The 23,815-nt window shown below is 71.5% G+C and carries 22 protein-coding genes; 14 read left to right on the forward strand and 8 right to left on the reverse strand.

The window, feature by feature from the left end:
* Positions 1-142 precede the first annotated feature (142 nt).
* The 5 genes from rimO to ACZ43N_RS00065 all read left to right on the forward strand — a co-directional run bounded on the left by rimO (position 143) and on the right by ACZ43N_RS00065 (position 4,193).
* Positions 143-1,615 (forward strand): 30S ribosomal protein S12 methylthiotransferase RimO, encoded by a 1,473-nt coding sequence (gene rimO / locus ACZ43N_RS00045; protein WP_468094044.1) that lies wholly within the window; start codon positions 143-145, stop codon positions 1,613-1,615.
* A complete protein-coding gene (gene pgsA / locus ACZ43N_RS00050; protein WP_468094045.1) occupies positions 1,612-2,343 on the forward strand; it encodes a CDP-diacylglycerol--glycerol-3-phosphate 3-phosphatidyltransferase in 732 nt (243 codons plus the stop codon). The genes rimO and pgsA overlap by 4 nt, the downstream gene beginning before the upstream one ends.
* Positions 2,340-2,885, forward strand: coding sequence for a CinA family protein (locus tag ACZ43N_RS00055; protein ID WP_468094046.1), 546 nt, complete (start codon positions 2,340-2,342; stop codon positions 2,883-2,885). Before pgsA ends, ACZ43N_RS00055 begins: the two co-directional genes overlap by 4 nt.
* 109 nt (positions 2,886-2,994) lie before the next feature.
* On the forward strand, positions 2,995-3,372 hold the full coding sequence (locus tag ACZ43N_RS00060) for a helix-turn-helix domain-containing protein (protein ID WP_055511872.1): 378 nt from the start codon (positions 2,995-2,997) through the stop codon (positions 3,370-3,372).
* Between the two features lie 350 nt (positions 3,373-3,722).
* Entirely contained in the window at positions 3,723-4,193 is a 471-nt protein-coding gene (locus ACZ43N_RS00065) for a Dps family protein (RefSeq protein ID WP_468094662.1), read from the forward strand.
* Between the two features lie 675 nt (positions 4,194-4,868).
* On the opposite strand, the gene ACZ43N_RS00070 is transcribed toward ACZ43N_RS00065, so the two are convergent.
* From ACZ43N_RS00070 to ACZ43N_RS00080, 3 genes are all read right to left on the reverse strand, one after another.
* Positions 4,869-5,633 carry an SDR family NAD(P)-dependent oxidoreductase gene (locus tag ACZ43N_RS00070; RefSeq protein ID WP_468094047.1) on the reverse strand — a complete coding sequence of 255 codons (765 nt, stop codon included), beginning with the start codon at positions 5,631-5,633 and terminating at the stop codon, positions 4,869-4,871.
* Positions 5,634-5,739: 106 nt separating this feature from the next.
* Positions 5,740-6,588, reverse strand: a complete 849-nt coding sequence (locus ACZ43N_RS00075; RefSeq protein ID WP_468094048.1) for an Fpg/Nei family DNA glycosylase — start codon at positions 6,586-6,588, stop codon at positions 5,740-5,742.
* A gap of 111 nt (positions 6,589-6,699) precedes the next feature.
* Complete coding sequence (locus ACZ43N_RS00080; RefSeq protein ID WP_468094049.1) at positions 6,700-11,649, reverse strand: ATP-dependent helicase; 4,950 nt, start codon at positions 11,647-11,649, stop codon at positions 6,700-6,702.
* A gap of 154 nt (positions 11,650-11,803) precedes the next feature.
* On the opposite strand from ACZ43N_RS00080, the gene ACZ43N_RS00085 reads away from it, so the two are divergent.
* The 3 genes from ACZ43N_RS00085 to ACZ43N_RS00095 all read left to right on the forward strand — a co-directional run bounded on the left by ACZ43N_RS00085 (position 11,804) and on the right by ACZ43N_RS00095 (position 13,920).
* Positions 11,804-12,661, forward strand: a complete 858-nt coding sequence (locus ACZ43N_RS00085; protein ID WP_468094050.1) for an AraC family transcriptional regulator — start codon at positions 11,804-11,806, stop codon at positions 12,659-12,661.
* Between the two features lie 156 nt (positions 12,662-12,817).
* Entirely contained in the window at positions 12,818-13,615 is a 798-nt protein-coding gene (locus tag ACZ43N_RS00090) for an AzlC family ABC transporter permease (protein ID WP_468094051.1), read from the forward strand.
* Entirely contained in the window at positions 13,612-13,920 is a 309-nt protein-coding gene (locus ACZ43N_RS00095; protein WP_468094052.1) for an AzlD domain-containing protein, read from the forward strand. Before ACZ43N_RS00090 ends, ACZ43N_RS00095 begins: the two co-directional genes overlap by 4 nt.
* 54 nt (positions 13,921-13,974) lie before the next feature.
* Here the strand turns inward: ACZ43N_RS00095 and ACZ43N_RS00100 are convergent, their stop codons facing one another.
* Positions 13,975-14,919: a hypothetical protein gene (locus ACZ43N_RS00100; RefSeq protein ID WP_468094053.1), complete on the reverse strand. Its 945-nt coding sequence runs from the start codon at positions 14,917-14,919 to the stop codon at positions 13,975-13,977.
* 79 nt (positions 14,920-14,998) lie between these two features.
* Between ACZ43N_RS00100 and ACZ43N_RS00105 the strand changes: the two genes are divergently transcribed.
* From ACZ43N_RS00105 to recX, 4 genes are all read left to right on the forward strand, one after another.
* Positions 14,999-15,193: a DUF3046 domain-containing protein gene (locus tag ACZ43N_RS00105; RefSeq protein WP_159773678.1), complete on the forward strand. Its 195-nt coding sequence runs from the start codon at positions 14,999-15,001 to the stop codon at positions 15,191-15,193.
* A 198-nt stretch (positions 15,194-15,391) separates the two neighbouring features.
* Complete coding sequence (locus tag ACZ43N_RS00110; protein ID WP_468094663.1) at positions 15,392-16,717, forward strand: AI-2E family transporter; 1,326 nt, start codon at positions 15,392-15,394, stop codon at positions 16,715-16,717.
* A gap of 308 nt (positions 16,718-17,025) precedes the next feature.
* Positions 17,026-18,150 carry a recombinase RecA gene (recA, locus tag ACZ43N_RS00115; protein ID WP_468094054.1) on the forward strand — a complete coding sequence of 375 codons (1,125 nt, stop codon included), beginning with the start codon at positions 17,026-17,028 and terminating at the stop codon, positions 18,148-18,150.
* A 3-nt stretch (positions 18,151-18,153) separates the two neighbouring features.
* Positions 18,154-19,011 (forward strand): recombination regulator RecX, encoded by an 858-nt coding sequence (gene recX, locus ACZ43N_RS00120; protein WP_468094055.1) that lies wholly within the window; start codon positions 18,154-18,156, stop codon positions 19,009-19,011.
* A 52-nt stretch (positions 19,012-19,063) separates the two neighbouring features.
* Here the strand turns inward: recX and ACZ43N_RS00125 are convergent, their stop codons facing one another.
* The 4 genes from ACZ43N_RS00125 to ACZ43N_RS00140 form a co-directional block, all read right to left on the reverse strand.
* Positions 19,064-19,627, reverse strand: a complete 564-nt coding sequence (locus ACZ43N_RS00125) for a cupin domain-containing protein (protein ID WP_468094056.1) — start codon at positions 19,625-19,627, stop codon at positions 19,064-19,066.
* Between the two features lie 73 nt (positions 19,628-19,700).
* The gene (locus ACZ43N_RS00130; RefSeq protein ID WP_309474643.1) at positions 19,701-19,787 is read right to left on the reverse strand and encodes a putative leader peptide; all 87 of its coding nucleotides are present in this window, start codon (positions 19,785-19,787) and stop codon (positions 19,701-19,703) included.
* A gap of 110 nt (positions 19,788-19,897) precedes the next feature.
* Positions 19,898-21,589, reverse strand: coding sequence for an FAD-dependent monooxygenase (locus ACZ43N_RS00135; protein WP_468094664.1), 1,692 nt, complete (start codon positions 21,587-21,589; stop codon positions 19,898-19,900).
* Between the two features lie 232 nt (positions 21,590-21,821).
* Positions 21,822-22,436: a helix-turn-helix transcriptional regulator gene (locus ACZ43N_RS00140; RefSeq protein WP_468094057.1), complete on the reverse strand. Its 615-nt coding sequence runs from the start codon at positions 22,434-22,436 to the stop codon at positions 21,822-21,824.
* Between the two features lie 355 nt (positions 22,437-22,791).
* Between ACZ43N_RS00140 and ACZ43N_RS00145 the strand changes: the two genes are divergently transcribed.
* Both ACZ43N_RS00145 and ACZ43N_RS00150 read left to right on the forward strand, forming a co-directional pair.
* On the forward strand, positions 22,792-23,262 hold the full coding sequence (locus ACZ43N_RS00145; RefSeq protein ID WP_468094058.1) for a hypothetical protein: 471 nt from the start codon (positions 22,792-22,794) through the stop codon (positions 23,260-23,262).
* 63 nt (positions 23,263-23,325) lie between these two features.
* Entirely contained in the window at positions 23,326-23,763 is a 438-nt protein-coding gene (locus ACZ43N_RS00150) for a hypothetical protein (RefSeq protein WP_468094059.1), read from the forward strand.
* Positions 23,764-23,815 lie beyond the last annotated feature (52 nt).

Raw genomic sequence — 23,815 nt, forward strand, 5'->3', positions numbered from 1 at the left:
CGCGGCGGAGCCGTCCGGTCCGCCCGCAAGGCCCCGTCCGGTCCGCACAGAAGGCGCAGAGGGAAACGCACGCACGGGGTTGGCCAGGATCGGCCAACCCCGTCGACGTGGGCTGTCACTGGGACGAAGTAGTCTTGAGCCCATGCCTGAACGCCGTACCGTCGCACTCGTCACTCTTGGCTGCGCCCGTAACGAGGTGGACTCGGAGGAGCTCGCAGGCCGTTTGGAGGCGGACGGCTGGGAGCTCGTCGAGGACGCCGAGGAAGCGGACGTCGCGGTCGTCAACACCTGTGGCTTCGTCGAAGCCGCCAAGAAGGACTCCGTCGACGCGCTCCTCGAGGCCAACGACCTCAAGGGCCACGGCAGAACCCAGGCCGTCGTGGCGGTGGGCTGCATGGCCGAGCGGTACGGCAAGGAACTGGCCGAGGCCCTGCCCGAGGCCGACGGCGTGCTCGGCTTCGACGACTACGCGGACATCTCCGACCGTCTCCAGACCATCCTGAGCGGCGGTGTCCACGCCTCGCACACCCCGCGCGACCGCCGCAAGCTGCTGCCGATCAGCCCGGCCGAGCGCCAGGACTCGGCGGCCGAGGTCGCGCTCCCCGGGCACGCCCCCGCCGATCTTCCGGACGGACTCGCCCCGGCCTCCGGCCCGCGCGCACCCCTGCGCCGCCGGCTCGACGGCTCGCCCGTCGCCTCCGTGAAGCTCGCCTCCGGCTGCGACCGCCGCTGCTCCTTCTGCGCCATCCCGTCCTTCCGCGGCTCCTTCATCTCCCGCCGCCCCTCGGACGTGCTGAACGAGACCCGCTGGCTCGCCGAGCAGGGCGTCAAGGAGATCATGCTGGTCTCCGAGAACAACACCTCGTACGGCAAGGACCTCGGCGACATCCGGCTGCTGGAGTCGCTGCTGCCCGAGCTCGCCGAGGTCGACGGCATCGAGCGGGTGCGCGTCAGCTACCTCCAGCCCGCCGAGATGCGGCCCGGCCTCATCGACGTCCTCACCTCCACCCCCAAGGTCGCGCCCTACTTCGACCTGTCCTTCCAGCACTCCGCTCCCGCCGTGCTGCGCTCGATGCGCCGCTTCGGCGACACCGACCGCTTCCTGGAACTGCTCGACACCATCCGAAGCAAGGCCCCCGAGGCCGGTGTCCGGTCCAACTTCATCGTCGGCTTCCCCGGCGAGACCGAGGACGACCTCGCGGAGCTGCAGCGCTTCCTGAACGGCGCCCGGCTGGACGCCATCGGTGTGTTCGGGTACTCAGACGAGGAGGGCACCGAAGCGGCCACCTACGACAACAAGCTCGACGAGGACGTGGTGGCCGAGCGCCTTGCGCACGTCTCCCGGCTGGCCGAGGAACTGGTCTCGCAGCGCGCCGAGGAGCGCGTCGGACAGACGGTCCGCGTCCTGGTCGAGTCGGTCGACGGCGACGAGGGCGCCTACGGGCGCGCCGCCCACCAGGCGCCCGAGACGGACGGCCAGGTGCTGTTCACGAACGGCGAGAACCTGACGGTCGGCCTTATGGTCGACGCGAAGGTGGTCGGCACCGAAGGCGTCGACCTGGTGGCCGAGGCGCTTCCGGGCTCCCTCGCGTGTACTGAGGAGGCGGCCAGATGACGGGTGTCCCGGCATCCGCGGCGGGCGGCTCCCCCGGTGCCAAGAGCGCCCCGAGTGCCCCCGGCGCTCCCGGCGCCCCGGGCATTCCCGGAGACGCCAGGCCCGTGCGTGGCGGGAAGCTCGGCGCTGCCGCCGTCAACCAGGCCAGCCTCTGGAACATCGCGAACATCCTGACCATGGTCCGCCTGGTTCTCGTCCCCGGCTTCGTCGTGCTGATGCTCATGGACGGCGGATACGACCCCGTGTGGCGTGCCTGGGCCTGGGCCGCTTTCGCCGTCGCCATGATCACCGACATCTTCGACGGCCATCTGGCCCGGACCTACAACCTCGTCACCGACTTCGGGAAGATCGCCGACCCCATCGCCGACAAGGCGATCATGGGCTCGGCGCTGATCTGTCTGTCGTACCTCGGTGATCTGCCCTGGTGGGTGACGGCGGTCATCCTCGGCCGGGAACTCGGCATCACCCTGCTGCGCTTCGTCGTCATCCGGTACGGGGTGATCCCGGCGAGCCGCGGCGGCAAGCTGAAGACGCTCGCCCAGGGCACCGCCGTCGGGATGTACGTCCTGGTCCTGGAGGGCCCCCTGGCCACCCTGAGGTTCTGGATGATGGCCGTGGCGGTCATTCTCACCGTCGTCACCGGACTCGACTATGTGAGACAGGCCATTGTGCTGCGCCGGCGCGGAATCGCCGAGCGCCAGGCCGCGGCGGAGGGAGCGGAACGGTGACGTCCACAGCCGCTGACGTGCTGCGACTACTGAAGGTGAGGGGCGAGACGCTCGCCGTCGCCGAGTCGCTCACCGGCGGTCTGGTCGCGGCCGCGATCACGGACGTCCCCGGCGCCTCCCAGGCCTTCCGAGGCTCGGTGACCGCCTACGCGACCGAGGTGAAGTACCAGCTGCTGGGCGTCGACGCCACCCTCCTGGACCAGCGCGGAGCGGTGGATCCGCAGGTCGCGGCCCAGATGGCGGACGGCGTACGCAAGGCGCTCGGCGCCGACTGGGGAATTTCGACCACCGGGGTCGCGGGCCCCGAACCACAGGACGGACAACCCGTCGGCACGGTCCACGTAGCCGTCGCGGGGCCCCTCAGCGCGGGTTCGGGCGCATTCAATGGCGGGAAAGTGGCGTCGTTGAGGTTGAACGGCGGCCGGGCGGAAATTCGTATGGAGAGTGTACGGAGCGTGCTCGCACTCCTCCTCCAGGAGCTCGCGGGCGAACAGACCGGGAATGAGCGGGCACAGGATACGGAACAGAACGGGGGGACTTGATGTTTGCAGCCCTGAGTGAACACAACAGCGCTCCCCGCACGGCCGCAGCGCGAGGCGGTACGGTGGGGCGTGAAGGATGCGGCTACACGGTCCGAGGAGGGAGCCACCGATGATTCTGCTCCGTCGCCTGCTGGGTGACGTGCTGCGTCGGCAGCGCCAGCGCCAGGGCCGTACTCTGCGCGAAGTCTCCTCGTCCGCCCGAGTCTCACTCGGCTATCTCTCCGAGGTGGAGCGGGGGCAGAAGGAGGCTTCCTCCGAGCTGCTCTCCGCCATTTGCGACGCGCTGGACGTACGGATGTCCGAGCTCATGCGGGAAGTGAGTGACGAGCTCGCCCTTGCCGAGCTGGCCCAGTCCGCAGCGGCCACCGAGCCGGTGCCAGCACCAGTGCGTCGACCCATGCTCAACTCCGTGTCGGTGGCCGGTGTGCCACCGGAGCGGGTCACGATCAAGGCGCCCACCGAAGCGGTGGACGTCGTGGCGGCGTGACTGCCGCAGGTGTGTGCGTGTGAGGTTGGGCGTGCACCGCTGAAGTAGTAGAAGCGAAGCGGAAGCCCCGGGCGGGGCCCCCAGGGAGACCTGGGGGTGCCGACCGGGGCTTTTGTGTTGCGGCGCCGGAGGGGAAGGGGCGGCGGCCGCTGGTGTGGGAGGCGCGCCCGGTCCCCCGCGGGGTACGGAGGATGTTCCCGTTTGCCGGGGTGGTGGTGTGCGGTCATGGTGGAGGGGCGGGCTCGGGGGCGTGCGCGCGAGATGTTCGTGCGTCCGCACACTGTCGCCAGGGGGCGTACGGCCGGCCAGGTCGTACGTCCGTACGTCCCATCGAGAACCGGAGCGTGCCGATGTACGTCGTGAAGAGCCCGCTGTCCGACGCCGATCTCAGAACCGTCTCCGAGGCTCTGCAAGGCGCCCTGGTCGATCTCGTGGACCTGTCCCTCGTGGCCAAGCAGATCCACTGGAACGTCGTCGGGCCCCGTTTCCGTTCCGTCCATCTGCAGCTCGACGAGGTCGTGGACACCGCGCGACTCCACTCCGACACGGTCGCGGAGCGAGCGGCCACGCTCGGGGTCTCGCCGGACGGTCGGGCCGCGACGGTGGCCGGGAGCAGCGGCATCGGCAAGGTCCCGGACGGCTGGGTCAAGGACACCGACGCCGTCGGGACACTGGTGGACGCGCTCAGCGCGGTGATCACCCGGATGCGGACGAGAGTGGAGAGCACCGCGGAGGCGGATCCCGTGAGCCAGGACATCTTCATCGGGATCACGGCGGATCTCGAGAAGCACCATTGGATGTTCCAGGCGGAGAACGGGTAGCGCCGTTGCGGCGGCGGGGGCGTCGTGCCCGGCCTGGCGGTTGGGATTGCGCTTGCGGTCGAGGTTGTGGCTGCGGTCCCTGCCGTAGTGGTTCCTGGAGCCCCGGCGGGTGCGGTCGGGTGGGTGCGCCGGGTGCGTGCGGGGAGCGGTGTGAGGCTGCGGGGCGCGCCGGGCGCCGTGTGGGTGCCGTCCCCGTGAGTGAGTCGTGCGTCCCTGTGCCGGTGGTGCGCCCTCCCGGCCGTGTCGAGGGCCGTCTAGCGTCGTTCTGGTGGGGCCCGAAGGCCTGGAGGTGGCGGCTATGCGGATAGTGCGCTGGGGGGCGACTCTGGGGCTGGGTGCGCTGTGGTGGTGGGGTGTGCTGCGACTCGCTGTCGCGCCGGATGCCGGCGCGGTGGAGGGGGCGGTCGTGGCCGGGGGGTGGGGGTTGAGTCTCCTGCCCGTGCACTGCGTGCCGAAGGGGTGTGGGGGCGAGGGGGCGGGTGAGGAGCGGGGCGGGGGCTCGGGCGGGGATGCACAGGGCGGTACGGGCGATTCGGAGCTCTAAGTCGGAGAGGGTGTTCGGCTGCGCCGGGGCGCGCCGCTGAGCGGGGCGCGTGGCGGGGGCGGTTGGGCGCGTGGATGGGGCTCCTACCGGGGGCGGGCGGTCGCGCGGCCGACTCCTTGGCGGCCTCCGAGTCACCAGGGCATCGCGACACCGCCGTTCGGGCGGATGATCTGGCCCGTGGTGAATGACGAGGCGTCGGAGGCGAGGTGCAGTACGGCGTGTGCGATGTCGTCCGGCTCGCCGACCCGGCCCAGCGGTGACAGGCGAGCCATGAAGGATTCCGTCCGTGCCTGAGCCTCACTGTCATGCCGGTCGGTCATGGGGGTGCGGGTCCACCCGGGTGCCACCGCGTTGACGCGGATGCCGTGCGGGCCCACCTCGGTGGCCAGGGTCTTCGTCAGTTGGACCACGGCCGCCTTGGCCACGCCGTAGCAGAGAAGTCCGGGGCCTCCGGTGTCCACCGCGCCGGAAGCCATGGTGACGATGCTGCCCCGTGTCCCCTTGGCGATCATGAGGCGGGCCGCCGCCTGGCAGGCGTACAGCACTCCCTTGAAGTTGACGCTCCACAACCGGTCGAGGTCCTGGTCGTGGGTCTCCAGGACCGGGCTGCTGTGCATGATCCCGGCGATGGCCGCCATCACATGGAGGTCCTCGCAGGAGGCCACCGCTTGTGCGAGCCGGGCGCGGTCGGTGACGTCGAGGGGGTGGGTGTGGGCGGTACCGCCCGCTTCCTTGATCGACGTCGCCGTCTCGTGCAGGCCCTGTGAGTCGAGGTCGGCGCAGTGCACGGTGGCTCCAGCCTCGGCGAGCAGGACGGCCGAGGCGCGGCCGATGCCGCCGGCGGCGCCCGTGACGAACACGGTGCGGCCGGTGAGGTCGTACGCCTGGAGGGGCATGAGGAGACGGTACGAGCGTTTCTGACGGATCGTCAATTAGTTGTGATGGGGGGCGTGGAGCCGGCGTGGGGTCGCATGGGCTGAGGGTGCGGGGTGGGGCACGTGGTCAGTTGGGTGTGCGGCGCTGGGGGCGCGGGCGGGCTGCTCGGGGGGTGCCCGGTGCCGGTGCCGGGCCCTGCTGGCAGGTCGGGCACCAGTAGGTGGGGCGTTCACGGGACCCGTCGCCCTGGTCGCCGGCCCGGATGGGGGTGTTGCAGCGCAGGCAGGGGCGAGATGCGCGGCCGTACACGAACAGGTCGTGGAGGCGGAGGCCCGTGGTGCTGCGCATCGGGCGGTCGCGGTTGGCTTCGAGGAGCTTCTTGGCGAGGGCCGGAAGCTTGGCGGCGCGGTCCTGCGGGAGCGCGCCGACGGGGAGCCACGGAGTGACGCGGAGCAGGAAGCAGAGCTCGCTCTTGTAGACGTTGCCGATGCCGGCGAGATTGCGCTGGTCCAGAAGGGCCTCGCCGAGGGGGCGTGCGGGGTCGCTCCGGAGATTGGCGAGGGCCAGGCCGGGGTCCCAGTCGGGGCCGAGGAGGTCGGGGCCCAGATGGCCGACGGCACGGTGTTCGTCGGTGGTGCGGAGCAGTTCCAGTACGGGGAGGCGGTAGCCGACGGCCGTGCGGTCGAGGGTGCCCAGGATCGCGCGGATCTGGTGCGCCGGGCCGCCGGTCCAGCGTTCGCCGTTTCCGTACACCTTCCAGGAGCCGTCCATCCGCAGATGCGAGTGCAGCGTGAGGCCGCCCTCGATCCGGGTCAGAAGGTGCTTGCCCCGTGGAGTGACGTCGAGGACGGTGCGGCCGGTGAGGTCGGCCGTGGCGTACTTCGGCACGCGCAGGTCGGAGCGGTACAGCACCTTACCGGCGAGGGCGGCGTGCAGCCGCTTCGCCGTCTGCCAGACGGTGTCACCTTCGGGCATGGGTCAAGGGTGGCACGAGGGAGGGGGTGGGGGTGGTCCTGAGGCACGCCATCGAGGTTCAGGGTGGTTGATCGGGGGCCCGCCGGTTGATCGGTGGCCCGCCGTGGTGGCTCAGGCGCGGATGCGCAGACCGCGGGGGGTCGCGATGAAGCCTGCTCCTTCCAGGAGGGGGCCGTGAGGGGACGTGAGGGCGGAGGTGCCGTTCACGCGTTCCACGGTGACTGTGCCGAGGGAGCCGGCCCGGGCGGCGGCGGCCAGGGCCTCGGCGGCCGGGCGGAGGCGTGGGTCGTCCAGTGGCCTGGCGTCCGGGTCGGCGGGCCAGGCCAGGAGGGTCTTGCCGCCCCGCTCCATGTAGAGGGTGAGCTCGCCGTCGACGAGAACGACCAGTGAGCCCGCCTTGCGACCCGGCTTGTGCCCGGCGTCGGTGGGCGGGTCGGGCCAGGAGAGGGCGGCGCCGTAGGCGTTCGCCGGGTCGGCGGCGGCCAGGACCACGGCTCGGGGGGAGGGGGTGCTGCGGGTGCGGTTCGGGGGGCCGTTTCGGCCTTGCGGCCCTTGGGTGCCGTAACTGCCGTACCCGCCATGGCCGCCGTAGCCGTCGGACGACGGGAAACGGGAGGCGGAATCCAGAGGTGGCGGGGGCTCGGAGGGGGCGGCCCCGGTGGAGGTCGTCCCGGTCCCGAAGGTGTCGTCCATGGTGGGGAAGGCGTCGTCGGTGAGCCAGTCGGGGAGGCCCGGGTCGGCCGGGGCGGTGAGGGAGCCGGGTGCCGGGGTGAGTCCCTGGGCGTGGCCGTTCGGGCCCGTGCCCGGGAGTGCCTCGCCTCTTTCGCGGGCGTTGGCCACCGCGCGCAGACGGTCCACCGCGCCGTCCATGGCGAACTGGGCCGCGCCGAGTCCCTCGACCACATAGCCGCGGCGGGCCTGGCCGCTCTCCTCGAAGACGGACAGGACGCGGTACGCCGCCGAGAAGCCGCCCTCGACCCCCTCGGCGGAGACGGCGCCCCGGGTGACCACGCCGTGCCGGTCGAGCAGTGTGCGGGCGAGGGCGTGGGCGCGGACGGTGGGATCGGGCTCGTGGGCGGGGAGCAGGGACCAGCGACCCGCGACGGTGGGCGGGCCCGTACGGGACTGGTGGCGGGCGGCGGCCGCCAGGGAGCCGTAGCGGCCGCGCGGGACGGTGCGCTTGGCGCGGTGAGCCGTGGAGCCCGCCGTTCGGCCCGAGCCTAGCAGGGAGCGCATCGGGGCGAGGGTGTCGTTCGTGAGGCGGCCGGACCAGGCCAGGTCCCAGATGGCGTCGGCCAGTTGAGGGTCGGTGGCGTCCGGGTGGGTCGTGGCCCGGACCTGGTCGGCGATTTGGCGGAAGAACAGACCGTAGCCCCCGGACAGGGCGTCCATGACGGCCTGGTGAAGCGCGGTCAGCTCCAGCGGGTGCGGGGACGGCAGGAGCAGCGGGGCTGTGTCCGCCAGGTACAGCGACACCCAGCCGTCCTTGCCGGGGAGAGCGCCGGCGCCCGCCCACACCACCTCGCCGGCGGCCGTGAGCTCGTCGAGCATCGCGGGGGCGTAGTTGGCGACCCGGGACGGAAGGACCAGCTTCTCCAGGGCGGACGCCGGCACGGAGGCGCCCTGCAACTGTTCGATCGCGCGAACCAGGCCGTCGATGCCGCGCAGCGTGTGTCCGCCGCCCACGTGCTGCCACTGGGGCAGGAACTGGGCGAGCGCGGCAGGTGGCACCGGCTCCAGCTCGTGCCGCAGCGCGGCGAGGGAGCGGCGGCGCAGTCGGCGCAGCACGGCCGCGTCGCACCATTCCTGGCCGATGCCCGCCGGGTGGAACTCGCCCTGCACGACCCGGCCGTTCGCGGCCAGCCGGTGCAGGGCGCCCTCGGTGACGGCCACTCCGAGGCCGAACCGGGCGGCCGCCGTGGCGGAGGTGAACGGCCCGTGGGTGCGCGCGTACCGGGCGAGGAGGTCGCCGAGCGGGTCCTTGACCGGTTCGGTGAACGCCTCAGGTACGCCGACGGGAAGGGCTGTGCCGAGCGCGTCGCGCAGGCGGCCGGCGTCCTCGATCGCCGCCCAGTGGTCGGCGCCCGCGATCCGGACCCGGATGGCGCGCCGGGCCCCGGCCAGCTCCCGCGCCCACTGCGGCTCGGCGCCACGCTCCGCCAACTCGGTGTCCTGGAGCGGCCCGAGCAGACGGAGCAGGTCCGCGACGCCCTCGGCGTCCTTGACCCGCCGGTCCTCGGTGAGCCACTGAAGCTCCTGCTCCAGCTCGGCCAGCACCTCGGCGTCGAGCAGCTCGCGCAGCTCCGCCTGGCCCAGCAGCTCCGCGAGCAGGCGGGAGTCCAGCGACAGGGCGGCGGCGCGACGCTCGGCGAGTGGTGAGTCGCCCTCGTACAGGAACTGGGCCACGTAACCGAACAGGAGCGAGCGGGCGAACGGCGACGGTTCCGGGGTGGTGACCTCGACGAGGCGGACCTTGCGGGACTCGATGTCGCCCATCAGCTCGGCGAGGCCGGGGACGTCGAAGACGTCCTGGAGGCACTCGCGGACCGCCTCCAGGACGATCGGGAACGAGCCGAACTCGCTCGCCACCTGGAGCAGCTGGGCCGCACGCTGCCGCTGCTGCCACAGCGGGGTGCGCTTGCCGGGGTTGCGGCGGGGCAACAGGAGCGCCCGGGCGGCACACTCACGGAAACGGGACGCGAACAGCGCCGAGCCGCCCACTTGGTCAGTGACGATCTGGTCGACCTCGCTCTTGTCGAAGGCGACGTCCGCCGCGCCGACCGGCGCCTGCTCGGAGTCGTACTCCGTGCCGGCCTTCATGGGCTCCATGTCGAGGAGGTCCATGCCCATCAGATCGGCGTCCGGCAGTCGCAGCACGATGCCGTCGTCGGCGTGCATGACCTGGGCGTCCATGCCGTACCGCTCGGACAGGCGGGCCCCCAGGGCGAGCGCCCACGGAGCGTGGACCTGGGCCCCGAACGGCGAGTGGACGACGACCCGCCAGTCGCCCAGCTCGTCCCGGAAGCGCTCGACGACGATCGTGCGGTCGTCCGGGACATGGCCGCAGGCCTCGCGTTGTTCGGCGAGGTAGGAGAGGACGTTGTCCGCGGCCCAGGCGTCCAGGCCGGCGGCCAGCATGCGCAGTCGTGCGTCCTCCTGGGACAGGGATCCCACCTCGCGCAGGAACGCGCCCACCGCGCGGCCCAGTTCGAGCGGGCGGCCGAGCTGGTCGCCCTTCCAGAACGGCAGACGGCCCGGAACACCCGGTGCGGGGGAGACCAGGACCCGGTCGCGGGTGATGTCCTCGATACGCCAGGAACTGGTGCCCAGGGTGAAGACGTCCCCGACCCGCGACTCGTACACCATCTCCTCGTCCAGCTCCCCGACCCGGCCGCCGCCCTTCTTGGGGTCGGCACCGGCGAGGAAGACGCCGAAGAGGCCGCGGTCCGGGATGGTGCCCCCGGAGGTGACCGCGAGGCGCTGGGCGCCGGGGCGGCCGGTGACGGTGCCGGCGACCCGGTCCCACACCACGCGCGGGCGCAGCTCCGCGAAGGCGTCGGACGGATAGCGGCCCGCGAGCATGTCGAGGACCGCCGTGAAGGCCGACTCCGGGAGCGAGGCGAAGGGCGCGGCCCGCCGGACCGTGGCGAGCAGGTCGTCGACCTGCCAGGTGTCCATCGACGTCATGGCGACGAGTTGCTGGGCGAGTACGTCCAGAGGGTTGCCCGGGATCCTCAGGGACTCGATGGAACCGGTGCGCATCCGCTCCGTGACGACGGCCGCCTGCACCAGATCGCCGCGGTACTTCGGGAAGACCACGCCCGTGGAGACCGCGCCCACCTGGTGCCCCGCACGCCCCACGCGCTGCAGCCCGGAGGCGACCGACGGCGGCGACTCCACCTGGACGACGAGGTCCACGGCACCCATGTCGATGCCCAGTTCGAGACTGGACGTGGCCACCACGGCCGGCAGCCGGCCCGCCTTGAGGTCCTCCTCGACCAGGGCACGCTGCTCCTTGGAGACCGAGCCGTGGTGGGCGCGGGCGAGGACCGGGGGCGCTCCCTGGGCCGCCCCCGACCCGCCCATCAGCTCGGCCGGGGCGTGGTGCTCGTCCAAGGGCTCGCCGGTGGCCCGCTCGTATGCGATCTCGTTCAGCCGGTTGCACAACCGCTCCGCGAGGCGGCGGGAGTTGGCGAACACGATCGTGGAGCGGTGGGCCTGGACCAGGTCGGCGATCCGCTCCTCCACATGGGGCCAGATCGACGGGCGTTCCGCTCCCTCGTTGCCGTCGGCGACCGGGGAGCCGCCCAGCTCGCCCAGATCCTCCACCGGGACGACCACGGAGAGGTCGAACTCCTTGCCGGACGGGGGCTGGACGATCTCCACCCTGCGGCGTGGGGAGAGGTAGCGCGCCACCTCGTCGACGGGACGCACGGTGGCGGACAGGCCGATGCGGCGGGCGGGCTTCGGCAACAGCTCGTCGAGCCGCTCCAGGGAGAGCGCCAGATGCGCGCCGCGCTTGGTGCCCGCGACCGCGTGCACCTCGTCGAGGATCACCGTCTCCACGCCCGTCAGGGCGTCGCGCGTGGCCGACGTCAGCATGAGGAACAGCGACTCGGGGGTGGTGATCAGGATGTCGGGCGGACGTGTGGCCAGGGCGCGGCGCTCGGCGGCCGGGGTGTCGCCCGAGCGAATGCCCACCTTCACCTCGGGCTCGGGCAGTCCCAGGCGGACGGACTCCTGGCGGATACCGGTCAGCGGACTGCGCAGGTTCCGCTCCACGTCCACCGCGAGGGCCTTCAACGGTGACACGTACAGCACCCGGCAGCGCTTCCTCGGGTCCGCCGGGGGTGGGGTCGACGTCAGCTGGTCCAACGCGGCGAGGAACGCGGCCAGGGTCTTGCCGGAGCCGGTCGGGGCCACCACCAGCACGTCCGAGCCCTCGCCGATCGCCCGCCACGCCCCGGCCTGGGCCGCGGTGGGCGCGGAGAAGGCCCCCGTGAACCAGCCGCGGGTCGCGGGGGAGAAGCCGTCGAGGGCTCGATCTGCGGAGCTGACCATGCCCCCATCCTGCACCCGCCCACTGACAATGACGCTGACCTGCGGAAACGGCGGCGCCGCGGGATGACCGCACCGTCGAGCGAGCAGCGCACAAACCCTGTCTGACCTGCACATGTCGACGAGGGCCGGGTGCCGCACGACGCAGAATGGAGGCATGGCGGATTCGAGGGAGCGGGCACGGCACTGGCAGTACGCGGAACTGCCCGGTGTCGACCTGCTGCGCGCCCGATACGTCGAGAAGAGGTTCGTCCGGCACACCCACGAGAACTTCGTGATCGCTGCCATCGCCGACGGGCTCGAGGTCTTCCACCACGGCGGCGCCGATCAGTACGCGGGCCCGGGTGCTCTGGCCCTGGTCAACCCGGACACCCCGCACACGGGCCGAGCGGGCGGACCCGAGGGCTGGCGGTACGGCGCGGTCTACCCGTCGCCGGACGTCGTGGCCGAGATCGCCGCGGAGACCACCGTGATCCGCGGTACCCCCGGCTTCACCAATCCCGTGCTCTTCGATCCCTACGCCGCCGGTCTGGTCCACCAGGTATTGCGGGCGGCCGACGAGGGCAACGCCCTCGCCGCCGACACCCTGCTACGGGTCGCCGTGACCCGGCTGCTGCGTCTCAACGGAGGCCCGCTGCCCCGCCGTACCGCCCGCGCGGCCGGTGGCTCCGTAGCGGCACGCGCGCGTGCGGTGCTCCAGGAGCGGATGACGGACCCACCCACCCTGGAGCGACTCGCCGCCGACCTCGGCACCAGCCCCTTCGCCCTCCTGCGGGCCTTCCGCAACGCCTACGGCATGCCTCCGCACGCCTGGCTGACCGACGCCCGCGTCCGCCGGGCCAGGGTCCTGCTCGACGCGGGCACCGCGCCCGCCGAGGCAGCGGCCGCCGTCGGCTTCACCGACCAGCCGCACCTCAACCGCCACTTCAGCCGGATCGTGGGCGTACCTCCGGGTGCGTACCAGCGGGAACGCAGAGGTGGCACCGACAACCCGCGGGGACGTGAGGGCGGCTAGGGACACGAGGCAGGGGTCAAGGGGGCCAGCCAAGGGGGCCAAGGGGGCGAAGGGGGTCAAGGGGGCGACGGGAGCGAGGGGGGGGCGCCGAGGCCACGTGCACGAGCGCAAGAACGTACAAGATTCCCAGGGGCCGCCGGCCCTACCGTCCGAGGCGTGGCAGAACAGACAGCTTTCGCAGGCACACACCACGAAGGGGGCGTCAAGCCCGACCGGGCCGTGGTCCGGGACGCCCTGGCGGTCGGGGTGGCCGTCGGGCTGTCCGGGTTCGCTTTCGGAGTGACCTCGGCCGGCAGCGGGCTCAGTCTGCCCCAGACCTGCGCATTGAGTCTCCTCGTGTTCACCGGAGCCTCCCAGTTCGCGCTGGTGGGCGCGCTCGCGGCCGGCGGCAACCCGCTCACGGCGGCGGCCGGGGCCTTCTTCCTGGGGGTGCGCAACGCGTTCTACGGACTGCGCCTGTCACAGCTGCTGGCCCTCCCGCGTGCGGTACGGCCGTTCGCCGCGCAGTGGGTCATCGACGAGACCACGGCCGTCGCACTCGCCCAGTCCACGCGCCGGGCCGCCCGGATCGGCTTCACCGTCACCGGCCTCAGCCTCTATCTGCTGTGGAATGTCACCACGCTCCTCGGCGCGCTCGGTGCGGAGGCCATCGGCGACACCGAGGCATGGGGACTCGACGCGGCCGGGCCCGCCGTCTTCCTGGCGCTCCTTGCCCCCATGCTCAAGGCCACCGGAGAGCGGGCCGTGGCCGGCGTCGCGGTCCTCCTCGGGCTCGGTCTGCTGCCCGTACTGCCCGCCGGAGTGCCGGTGCTCGTGGCCGCGGCGGCCGCTCCGGCCGTCCTGTGGGCGCAAGGGCGCCACAAGGCCGGCGACCGACAGAACGGCCCGCACGACGTCTCCGCGAACCACTCTCAGCGCGTCCCAGAGCACGGCCTGCAGGAGGAGGACCGATGAACGTCTGGATCGCGATCGGCGTGACCGCCGTCGGCTGCTACGCCGTCAAGCTCATCGGTCTGCTGGTTCCCGAGGGTGTTCTGGAACGCCCGCTCGTCCAACGCCTGGCCGCCCTGCTTCCCGTCGCGCTGCTCGCCGCCCTCACGGCCCAGCAGACCTTCGCCGACGGACGCGCGCTCGTGCTGGACGCGAGGGTGGCAGGAGTCGCCGCAGCCGCTGTCGCGCTCCTCCTGCGCGCCCCGTTCCTGCTCGTGGTTGCCGCCGCGGTGATCGTGACGGCCGGGGTGAGGGCGTTCACGGGCTGACGCGGCCATACGCGTACGCGCGCGTGGATGTGGAAGCGGGTGGCCCGGGCCTCCTCAGCCGATCGGCCGCCCGTACGCCCGCAAGGTGCGCAGTGCCTCGATCGTCACGATCGGCCGGCTCTCCAGGGCGGTTCCCGGTGCCCACTGGCGCCAGCGGACCGGCCAGCCGCCGTCGTCGCGCTGCTCGCTCTGAAGGAAGTCGAGCGAACGGGCCATCTCCTCGTCGGTGAACCACGCGCGAGCGAGCGACTCCGGCGCCCGCGCGAAGTCGAACGGGAAGTGGTGCTCACCCGGTGCGTAACCGGGTGCCACCGGATACGCCTCCAGCCGCTCGGGATCCAGCGCCGCCAGCCGGTGTTCGCGCACCAGCCGGCCGAGCCGGTCGGCGGCCGACTGCGCACGCGGGCGGTCGGGCACGGAGTCCAGGAACGCCACGGCGGCCTGGACCTCGTACGGGTGCGACTTCTCCAGGGACTCGACCGCCTGCCAGCAGAAGTCGGTCGCCCGGAACAACCACGCGTGCCACACATGGTTGCGGTGCAGCAACCCCACCACGGGCCCGGTGGACAACAGCTCGCTGGGCGGGTCGTCGACGATCGGTACGAAAGGGGCCGCTGGATAGCCGCGCTGACCGGGGTGCACGGCGGGCAGGGCGCCGTCCGGGTTCGACACCGACGTCAGATAGCGGCACACGCGCTCCACCCGCTGTCCGGAACACCGCCCGATCGAGTCCAGGACCCGTAACGCGTGCGCTGTGTGCAGCGGCTGGCTCACCGGCCCGCGCAGATCCGGTTCGAGCGCGTGCCCGTACCCTTCGTCGGCGGTGCGGTAGGCGGCCAGCGCGGCCTCCACCGCGTCGGCGCTCCCGCCCAGGAAGTGATACGCGAAGCGGCGCTGCTCCAGCACCCGCGCGGTCAGCCAGACGAACTGCTCGGCGCGGGCGAGCGGAGTGTGCGCCGGGGGCGATGAGGGGAGTGGGGATGCTCCGTTTTCGGCCATGCGTCAGACCGTAGGGCGGAAAGCGGTATCGACAAGCCGTCCCGGGCGGGCCCACCCCCTGGGGCGGGATACTGGGGTCATGCGGTTGACGGTCTTCTGGCAGCGGATGGCGGAGCACTTCGGTGAGGGGTACGCCGAAACCTTCGCGCGCGATCATGTGATGTCCGAACTCGGCGGACGGACGGTGCACGAGGCGCTGGACGCCGGCTGGGAGGCCAAGGACGTGTGGCGCGTGGTGTGCGCGACGATGGGCGTTCCGGCCGAGAACCGCTGAAATCGGCCGTACGCTTCGCGCGGCCGGCGGCTGCCTGCGGGACCGGAAGGTGCGGGCGTGGGACCGATTGTCGGTGGTGTGGGCGAAACTTGGTCCGTGGCCCCCTCAGACGAGACCGCGCAGGTCGAGCCCCAGGCATCCCCCTCCGGTACGGCGCCGCCCACCGGGCCCCCGGTCGGCACCACGCCGAGTTCGGGCATGCCCCGCTGGCTGCCGCGCGCCATGGTGCTGGCGCTCTCACTGGTCGCCGTCTTCCAGCTGGGCAGTTGGGCGTTCCACCAGCTCATCGGGCTGCTGGTCAACATCCTCATCGCGTTCTTCCTGGCGCTCGCGATCGAGCCCGCGGTGAGTTGGATGGCCTCGAAAGGGCTGCGCAGGGGCTTCGCCACCTTCCTCGTCTTCCTGTTCACACTGATCGCGGCCGCCGGCTTCGTCACCCTCCTCGGTTCGATGCTCGCCGGCCAGATCATCAAGATGGTCGAGGACTTCCCGGCGTACCTTGACTCGGTCATCAGCTGGATCAACACCACCTTCCACACCGAGCTCAGACGCGTCGACATCCAGGAGGGGCTGCTCCGCTCCGACTGGCTGAAGAGGTACGTCCAGAACAGCGCCACCGGCGTCCTGGACGTCTCCGCACAGGTCCTGGGCGGCCTGTTCCAGATGCTGACGATCGGCCTGTTCTCCTTCTACTTCGCCGCCGACGGCCCCCGGCTGCGGCGGGCGCTGTGCTCCGTCCTGCCGCCCGCCAAGCAGGCCGAGGTGCTGCGCGCGTGGGAGATCGCCGTCGACAAGACCGGCGGTTATCTGTACTCCCGCGGTCTGATGGCCATGATCTCCGGCATAGCCCACTACATCCTGCTGGAGTACCTGAACGTGCCGTACGCCCCCGCACTCGCGGTCTGGGTCGGCCTGGTCTCCCAGTTCATCCCCACCATCGGCACCTACCTGGCGGGCGCCCTGCCGATGCTGATCGCCTTCACGGTGAACCCCTGGTACGCGCTGTGGGTCCTCGTCTTCGTGGTCATCTACCAGCAGTTCGAGAACTACGTGCTGCAGCCCAAGCTGACCGCCAAGACCGTGGACATCCACCCGGCCGTCGCCTTCGGGTCGGTCGTGGCGGGTACCGCCCTCCTCGGCGCCGTCGGCGCGCTCATCGCCATCCCCGCCGTCGCCACCCTCCAGGCGTTCCTCGGGGCGTACGTGAAGCGGTACGACGTCACGGACGACCCCCGCGTCCACGGCCACCGCAGACGCGGTTCCGGCAACCTCCTCGCCCGTCTCCGGAACCGGCCGCACGCGGCACGGGACGATGACGGTTCCGGCGGCGACATCCTCACGCGCATGCGCGAGCGGCTGGAGCACACGTGGGGCAGGAAGCGGCCGTCGGACGACGCCACGCAGGAGAAGGGCGGTTCGCAGGGGCCGCGACGGGACGCGGGTTCGGAGGGGAGCGAGGGTTCGGAGGGGAACGAGGGTTCGGAGGGGAACGGCGGGTCCGAAGGCGGCCACCCGCAGGACTGAGGTCCCGCTCCCGGAGCTCCGCCAACCCGTGCGGGCCCGGTGACGAGCTCTGTCTCCCCGCCGTCGTCGGCGAACTGAATCCGGCCTTCCGGAAGCCACCGGAGACCATGCGGCGAGCTTGACACCAAAATCGAACATCCATTCTTATGGAGGCTCCGGCGGGCCCCTCGGCGGGGAGTTCGACAGGGTTTTCGTGGAGAAACACCCGAGTTATCCACAGGTCGGACGGGCGTCGGGGCCCATTGTCAGTGGCAGGCGCTAGCGTCTTTCACGTGAAGCGATCGACTCAAGCAAATCGGGTGGAACCCATGGCAGGAACCGACCGCGAGAAGGCGCTCGACGCCGCGCTCGCACAGATTGAACGACAGTTCGGCAAGGGCGCGGTCATGCGCATGGGCGAGCGGTCGAAGGAGCCCATCGAGGTCATCCCGACCGGGTCGACCGCGCTGGACGTGGCCCTCGGCGTCGGCGGCCTGCCGCGCGGCCGAGTGGTGGAGATCTACGGCCCCGAGTCCTCCGGCAAGACGACCCTGACCCTCCACGCGGTGGCGAACGCGCAGAAGGCCGGCGGCCAGGTCGCGTTCGTCGACGCCGAGCACGCCCTCGACCCCGAGTACGCGAAGAAGCTCGGCGTCGACATCGACAACCTGATCCTGTCGCAGCCGGACAACGGCGAGCAGGCCCTGGAGATCGTGGACATGCTGGTCCGCTCCGGTGCCCTCGACCTCATCGTCATCGACTCCGTCGCCGCGCTCGTCCCGCGCGCGGAGATCGAGGGCGAGATGGGCGACAGCCACGTGGGTCTGCAGGCCCGACTGATGAGCCAGGCCCTGCGGAAGATCACCAGCGCGCTCAACCAGTCGAAGACCACCGCGATCTTCATCAACCAGCTCCGCGAGAAGATCGGCGTGATGTTCGGCTCGCCGGAGACCACGACCGGTGGCCGCGCGCTGAAGTTCTACGCCTCGGTGCGTATCGACATCCGTCGCATCGAGACCCTCAAGGACGGTACCGAGGCGGTCGGTAACCGCACCCGCTGCAAGGTCGTCAAGAACAAGGTCGCGCCGCCCTTCAAGCAGGCCGAGTTCGACATCCTCTACGGCCAGGGCATCAGCCGCGAGGGCGGCCTGATCGACATGGGCGTGGAGCACGGCTTCGTCCGCAAGGCCGGCGCCTGGTACACGTACGAGGGCGACCAACTCGGCCAGGGCAAGGAGAACGCACGCAACTTCCTCAAGGACAACCCCGACCTCGCCAACGAGATCGAGAAGAAGATCAAGGAGAAGCTGGGCGTCGGCGTGCGGCCCGAGGAGCCCACCGCCGAACCGGGCGCTGATGCCGCGGCCTCCGCCGCACCCGCCGACGACGCGAAGACGGTTCCGGCCCCCGCTGCGAAGACCGCCAAGACCAAGGCCGCGGCGGCCAAGAGCTAGTCCGTGACACGCAGAACGGACTGGGGCGAGTACGCATACCCCACTGCCCCTGAGAGCCGGGGGCGCGGGGGTACCGGGGGATCCGCCGCAGAGAGGTTCGGGCCGTACGCCGGCGACATCGGCGACGAGGACAGCACCGGGCGACCGGAGGAGGGCCGGCCCTCCGGTGACGGTTCGCCGCGCGGCGGGCGTCGCCTCGGTGGCGACGCCTCACGGGGCGCGGCCGCTGAGGCTCGTGGCCGACGAGGGCGCGCAGGGCGACGGCGCGGTTTCGGAGAGCCGGTCGACGAACCGCATGACGACGGGGGGCCACAGGACGGGGGTTCGTCTTTCTCGTCGAGGGCCGAGAAAGGGGAGTCCTCAGGGGACCCGGCTGAGCGGGCACGGGCGATCTGCCTGCGCCTGCTCACCGGGACCCCGCGGACCCGCAAGCAACTCGCCGACGCCCTGCGCAAACGCGAGATCCCTGACGACGTGGCGGACGAGGTGCTGTCACGGTTCGAGGAGGTCGGACTGATCAACGACAGCGCGTTCGCGGATGCCTGGGTGGAGTCCCGCCACCACGGCCGGGGCCTGGCCCGTCGGGCCCTCGCCCGGGAGCTGCGCACCAAGGGCGTCGACTCGGCTCTCATCGACGAGGCCGTCGCACAGCTCGACTCCGACCAGGAGGAGGCCACGGCGCGCGAGCTCGTGGCCCGCAAGCTGCGCTCCACTCGGGGCCTCGACCGTGACAAACGCCTTCGCCGTCTCGCGGGCATGCTCGCCCGCAAGGGCTACCCCGAGGGCATGGCCCTCCGCGTGGTCCGGCAGGCGCTGGAGGAGGAGGGCGAGGACACGGAGGGGCTGGAGGAACGGTACTGAGCGGAGGCGCGACAGTGCTCAGCGGTCGCTCCGCGGCGGTTCGAGCGGGTGCTCACTGCCAGTCCTCCGGGCGTTCGACATGCTCGAGGCGCAGTACCCGCCCCGTGCGGCTGTAGCGGCGGATGCGGGGCAGGGGCGGATAGTAGGCGTGCACCGAGATGGCGTGTTCGCCGGCGGACTCGTTGAGCACTTCATGCACATGGTGGCGGCCGAAGGAACGGCCCTCGCCGCCGGGCAGCCGACGTTCACGGTCGACGCCTTCGGTGAGTTCGAGAGTCTTCCAGCCGTCGGTGGGCAGCCGGGCGGCGAGGGAGTGCTCCTTCAGCTCACCCGCGGCGGTGACGAACGCGCCCACCGAGTCGGCGTGGTCGTGCCAGCCGGTGCCGGAGCCGGGCGGCCAGCCGATGAGCCAGGCCTCGCTGCCGCCGGGCCCCTCGAGCCGCACCCAGGTGCGCCCTTCGAGGTCGAGCGGAAGCGAGGCGATCAACTCGGCGTCGGCAGCCGTCCGGCGCGCGAAGTCGAGCAGCTCGGACTGCGTGGGAGCGGAAGAATCCGGAGCGGGGGAAGCCGGTGCGGAGGCAGCGCGGCAGAGGGAGACAGCGGGTACAGCGGACACGGGGACCGTCCTGACGAGGGTTCGCGGGAGCGCGCGCAGCACACCGGCGGCGCGCGGGAAAGGGAGATGCGAATCAGCAGGACGGACGACACACGCAGCCCGCGTAGCGGACGAGGTCCATGTGGACCCTCCGCCACAGGCGCGTAGAGGTGTCGATCACGGTCGGGAGTACACCACGACCGCCCGGACCGGTCAACCGACCGTCACTATGTGGACACAGTGACGGTCGTCCCCGGGAGCGGCCGGACAAGAGCCCGCCGGCACAGCGACTCAGCGCGAAGCCGCGGTCGCCTCCGTGGTCTCGGGCTGCTCCTTCGCCCCGCCCAGGGCCGCCTCAGCCGCCGCGTACAGGTCGGCCGGGCGCACCCCGCTGAGCGCGGTGACGAGGTGACCGTCGGGCCGTACGAGAAGCACGGTGTGGGCGGCCGCACCCGGGTAGCTCTCGGCGACCAGCAGCTCCGCGGAGTGCGGCAGGGCGGACACGGCGGCCGCGAGCCGGGGCATGATCCCGGCGCTCACCCAGTGCTTGCGCTCCCACACGCCGGTACCCGGCGCGATCAGCACCACCAACAGCGCCCCGCGCCCGAGCCGGTCCCGCAGCGGTACGAACGTGCCGTCCTCGGCGGTCACCTGGACATCGACGACCTGGGCACCCGGCAACGTGTCGACCGGTGCCTCGGAAGCAGCGGGCGGAGCCATGAGCGGCGAATCGGTGTACGCGCCCGGCGCGCCCAGCGGGCCGCGCCCGAGGTGCCCGTCGGCGAGCAGCGCGTCGTGGCCCCGGCCGGAACCGGGGACGTACGAACGCAGCCCCTTGCCGCCGCGCAGCAGGGGCAGCGCCTGGTCGGCGGCGCGCAGCCGGGCGGCGACGACCGCGCGGCGTTCCGCCTGGTAGCTGTCGAGCAGCGCCTCGTGCGGGCCGTGGTGCCAGGCCAGCGCCAGTTTCCAGGCGAGGTTGTCGGCGTCGCGCAGCCCTTCGTCGAGACCCTGGGTGCCGAGCGCGCCGAGCAGATGGGCGGCGTCACCGGCCAGGAAGACGCGGCCGACCCGCCACCGCCGGGCGAGCCGGTGGTGAACGGTGTGCACACCGGTGTCCAACAGGTCGTACGGCGGTGTGGAACCCCCCGACCAGCCTGCGAGGGTCTCCCGGACGCGGGTCACGAGGAGTTCGGGGGTGACGAGGTCCTTGCCCGGCGGCAGCAGCCAGTCCAGGCGCCACACCCCGTCGTCGAGCGGCCGGGCGGCCACCTCACCGCCGGAGGGGCCCGAGGTCCGCCACGGCGGCATACGGTGCAGCAGCGCTTCGCCGGGCCAGGGCAGTTCGACGCGCAGGGCCGCCACGGCATGCCGCTCCACGGCCGTACGGCCCGGAAAGCGGATGTCCTGGAGTTTGCGCACGGTGGAACGCGGTCCGTCGCACCCCACCAGGTAGCTGCCCCGCCACCAGGTGCTCTTGGGGCCGCGGGTGTGGACGGTGACCCCCGACGCCTCCTGCTCGATGGCGTCCACGCGGCTCTCCACGGCGACCTTGACGAGCCGTTCCCCGGCGATGGCGTCGCGCAGCGCGGTGGTCAGGACGTGCTGCGGGATGTGCAGCGGGGGAGGGCCGGCGAAGCCCTCGACCGTGTCCTCGACGCCGTTGCGGGAGCCCCTCGCCCCGTCCCGGGCGGAGCCGTCCGTCTCGTCGGAGCCGACTTCCCCGAACGTGACCTGACGCACCGTCTGCTTGCGCCGCATCGACCGCCATCCGGCCCAGCGATGTCCCACTTCCGTGAGCGGGACGCCGGACAATCGTTCCAGCAGGGCTGTCGTGTCCTCCTGCAGTACGACCGTGCGCGCGAGCCGCTGCTCGTCCTTCCCCGGTCCCTCGTCGAGGACCACGGAAGGCACCTCCTGACGCGCCAACGCCAGCGCGAGCGCAAGCCCCACGGGCCCCGCCCCGACAATGATCACCGGGTCCACGGCGCGGCGCCCCCTGCCCGCAGCGGCGTCCCGGAGGACGTAGGTGAACAAGAAGTTGGAGCAGGGTGCACGATCACAGAACGTATGCAACCCATTGCCGGTGCTTGCGTCAAGTGACGGCGACGGTGGCGGGCCGAACCCCGTCGAGGATGCGTGGAGGGAGGGACACGTGGCGGGCCGTCGAAGGGCCTGCGCTACGTGGACCGGGGGCTGATCGCGCGAGCGTCGCCGCTCAGGCGGGGGACGGGACGACGCCGGCCTGCCAGGCGATTCGAGCCGCCTGGATGCGGCTGGTCGCGTGGAGTTTGCCGCACAGGGCGCGCACGTGGTCCTTGACCGTGTCGGGGCTGATGTGGAGTGTCTCGGCGATGGCGCGGTTGGGAAGACCGTCGCCGATCAGGGCGAGGACTTCGAGCTCGCGCGGGCTGAGCCTGCCGAGGCGTTCCCCGTGCGTGCCCGGGCAGCGCGGCGAGGGGACATGTCCGTTGATGACCGCGTCCGCGAGTTCGGGGGACAGGGCGCGGCTGCCTTCCATGACGGCGGCGAGTGCCCAGGCGAGGTTCCTGGCCGCAGAGCGGTGCAGCAGGACGCCCGCGGCGCCGTGGCAGAGGAGGGTGCGGGCCTCCTTCTCCGAGACGCGTTCGCCGATGACCAGGACCAACGGCGGTCGTGCCAGGCGTGTGAGGGACTTCAGGAGCAGGAGTGAGGACTGGCCGCAGGTGTCACCGCTGACCAGGAGATCGGGGCGGGTGACGCGAACGAGGGCCGCCGCCTGGTCGACCCGTCCCTCGCACACGACACTGCTGCGCAGTCCATGCGCCGTCTCCTGAGTCAGGGCCTGGAACATCCCGCGCAGACCTGCGCGCGAGAGCGATCTGTCGTTGATGATTCCCACCCGTAGCATCCGGTCCCCGTTGTGGTCGTCATGTGCGTGATGGCACCTGAGCCGCCGTCAGCAAGCGGGTCGGCCATCGCCGCGGGCTTCGTGGCCCGATCCTCCGGCTCTCGCGAGTACACGTCAATCGGCCCTTGGGGAGGGTGCGTACCGCCAAATGCTCCAGCGCACCCCGGTCGTCACCCTGCCTGTCAATCCCCTTTCCGGGGGTGGCCTTTCGGGCTCCCCCCTGCTGGGGAGATTCCCTCACTTGCGTCTGGGCCACAGTGATGGCCGTACACAACGTCCTGGATGAGAAGGGAACGTCATGACGGGGAACAGGACGAGCAACAGGGCGGGGCGTGCGGTTGCCGCAGCCGCCTGCGCACTGGCGATGGGCGTCATGGCAGCGCCCGCCGCGGACGCGGCGCCTGTCGCGGCGCCGACCGCAGCCGCGGCGGTCAAGGCCAAGTGCGGGGCTCCGGAACTTAAGGCGTGGTACGACTCGGACCAGTTCGGCACCTACCTCAAGGTGTGGTTCCAGACGGCGAAGGGCTGCAAGAAGGGCCGGAAGATCGCCAACTTCAGCGGTGACATCTACTGCACCACCACCAAGAAGCGCGTCTACCGGGTCAATGTGGCGAGCAAGAAGGCGCCGTACTCGACCCTCATCAAGGGGATGCCGCCGAAGAACAAGTGCAAGCAGTTCTGGGCCACGTCGACCATCGTCTACAGCGATGCCAAGAGGACGCCCTTCAAGGACACCTGGCGCTGGAATTGGGGCGACTACCCCGCCTGAGGCACGCAATCTTGCAAGATCACACGATTGTTCAGGCGAGAGGCTTCTGAAGGGAGCCAGTTTATGTACGGCAAGGGAATGGGCGGAGCGGTGCGCCGTGGCGCCATGGTGATGGGAACGGCGGTGCTTGCTTCCGCACTCGCCGTTCCGGCGGCGACCGCTGACGGCCCCACCGAGAAGTACCTGGGCAAGCGCCAGGGCAAAATCAAGATCATCGTCTACCCGTACACATGGGTCGACAAGCAGTACCGCAGCACCTCCCTCAAGAACCTGCGGAAGCACTCGATCCGCATCACGTACAAGAAGTGCGCATGGTGGAAGGCGCGTGCCTCCGTCAAGTGGGGGAAGACGGTTGACACGGTCGAGACCACCGTCAAGGGCTGCAACAAGTCGGTGGTGCTGTCGCCCATGGGGAACCTGAAGGCGAATGTCACCCTGACCATCCACCAGCTCAACGCCGAGGATGCCTCCGGCAGCACGTCCATCAAGCCCATCGGCTGACACGACACGGAGCGGTCTTCGGTCCTTCCCGGGCGGGAAGGACCGAAGACCG

The organism is Streptomyces sp. NPDC030814, from assembly GCF_055572155.1.

Coding starts and splice junctions, on each gene's coding strand:
- ACZ43N_RS00110 (WP_468094663.1), top strand. CDS start 15,392: ATGCCCCGCTGGCTGCCGCGCGCCATGGTGCTGGCGCTCTCACTGGTC.
- ACZ43N_RS00095 (WP_468094052.1), top strand. CDS start 13,612: ATGAACGTCTGGATCGCGATCGGCGTGACCGCCGTCGGCTGCTACGCC.
- ACZ43N_RS00105 (WP_159773678.1), top strand. CDS start 14,999: ATGCGGTTGACGGTCTTCTGGCAGCGGATGGCGGAGCACTTCGGTGAG.
- ACZ43N_RS00085 (WP_468094050.1), top strand. CDS start 11,804: ATGGCGGATTCGAGGGAGCGGGCACGGCACTGGCAGTACGCGGAACTG.
- ACZ43N_RS00065 (WP_468094662.1), top strand. CDS start 3,723: ATGTACGTCGTGAAGAGCCCGCTGTCCGACGCCGATCTCAGAACCGTC.
- ACZ43N_RS00060 (WP_055511872.1), top strand. CDS start 2,995: ATGATTCTGCTCCGTCGCCTGCTGGGTGACGTGCTGCGTCGGCAGCGC.
- ACZ43N_RS00140 (WP_468094057.1), bottom strand. CDS start 22,436: ATGTTCCAGGCCCTGACTCAGGAGACGGCGCATGGACTGCGCAGCAGT.
- recA (WP_468094054.1), top strand. CDS start 17,026: ATGGCAGGAACCGACCGCGAGAAGGCGCTCGACGCCGCGCTCGCACAG.
- ACZ43N_RS00075 (WP_468094048.1), bottom strand. CDS start 6,588: ATGCCCGAAGGTGACACCGTCTGGCAGACGGCGAAGCGGCTGCACGCC.
- pgsA (WP_468094045.1), top strand. CDS start 1,612: ATGACGGGTGTCCCGGCATCCGCGGCGGGCGGCTCCCCCGGTGCCAAG.
- ACZ43N_RS00100 (WP_468094053.1), bottom strand. CDS start 14,919: ATGGCCGAAAACGGAGCATCCCCACTCCCCTCATCGCCCCCGGCGCAC.
- rimO (WP_468094044.1), top strand. CDS start 143: ATGCCTGAACGCCGTACCGTCGCACTCGTCACTCTTGGCTGCGCCCGT.
- ACZ43N_RS00150 (WP_468094059.1), top strand. CDS start 23,326: ATGTACGGCAAGGGAATGGGCGGAGCGGTGCGCCGTGGCGCCATGGTG.
- ACZ43N_RS00080 (WP_468094049.1), bottom strand. CDS start 11,649: ATGGTCAGCTCCGCAGATCGAGCCCTCGACGGCTTCTCCCCCGCGACC.
- ACZ43N_RS00070 (WP_468094047.1), bottom strand. CDS start 5,633: ATGCCCCTCCAGGCGTACGACCTCACCGGCCGCACCGTGTTCGTCACG.
- ACZ43N_RS00145 (WP_468094058.1), top strand. CDS start 22,792: ATGACGGGGAACAGGACGAGCAACAGGGCGGGGCGTGCGGTTGCCGCA.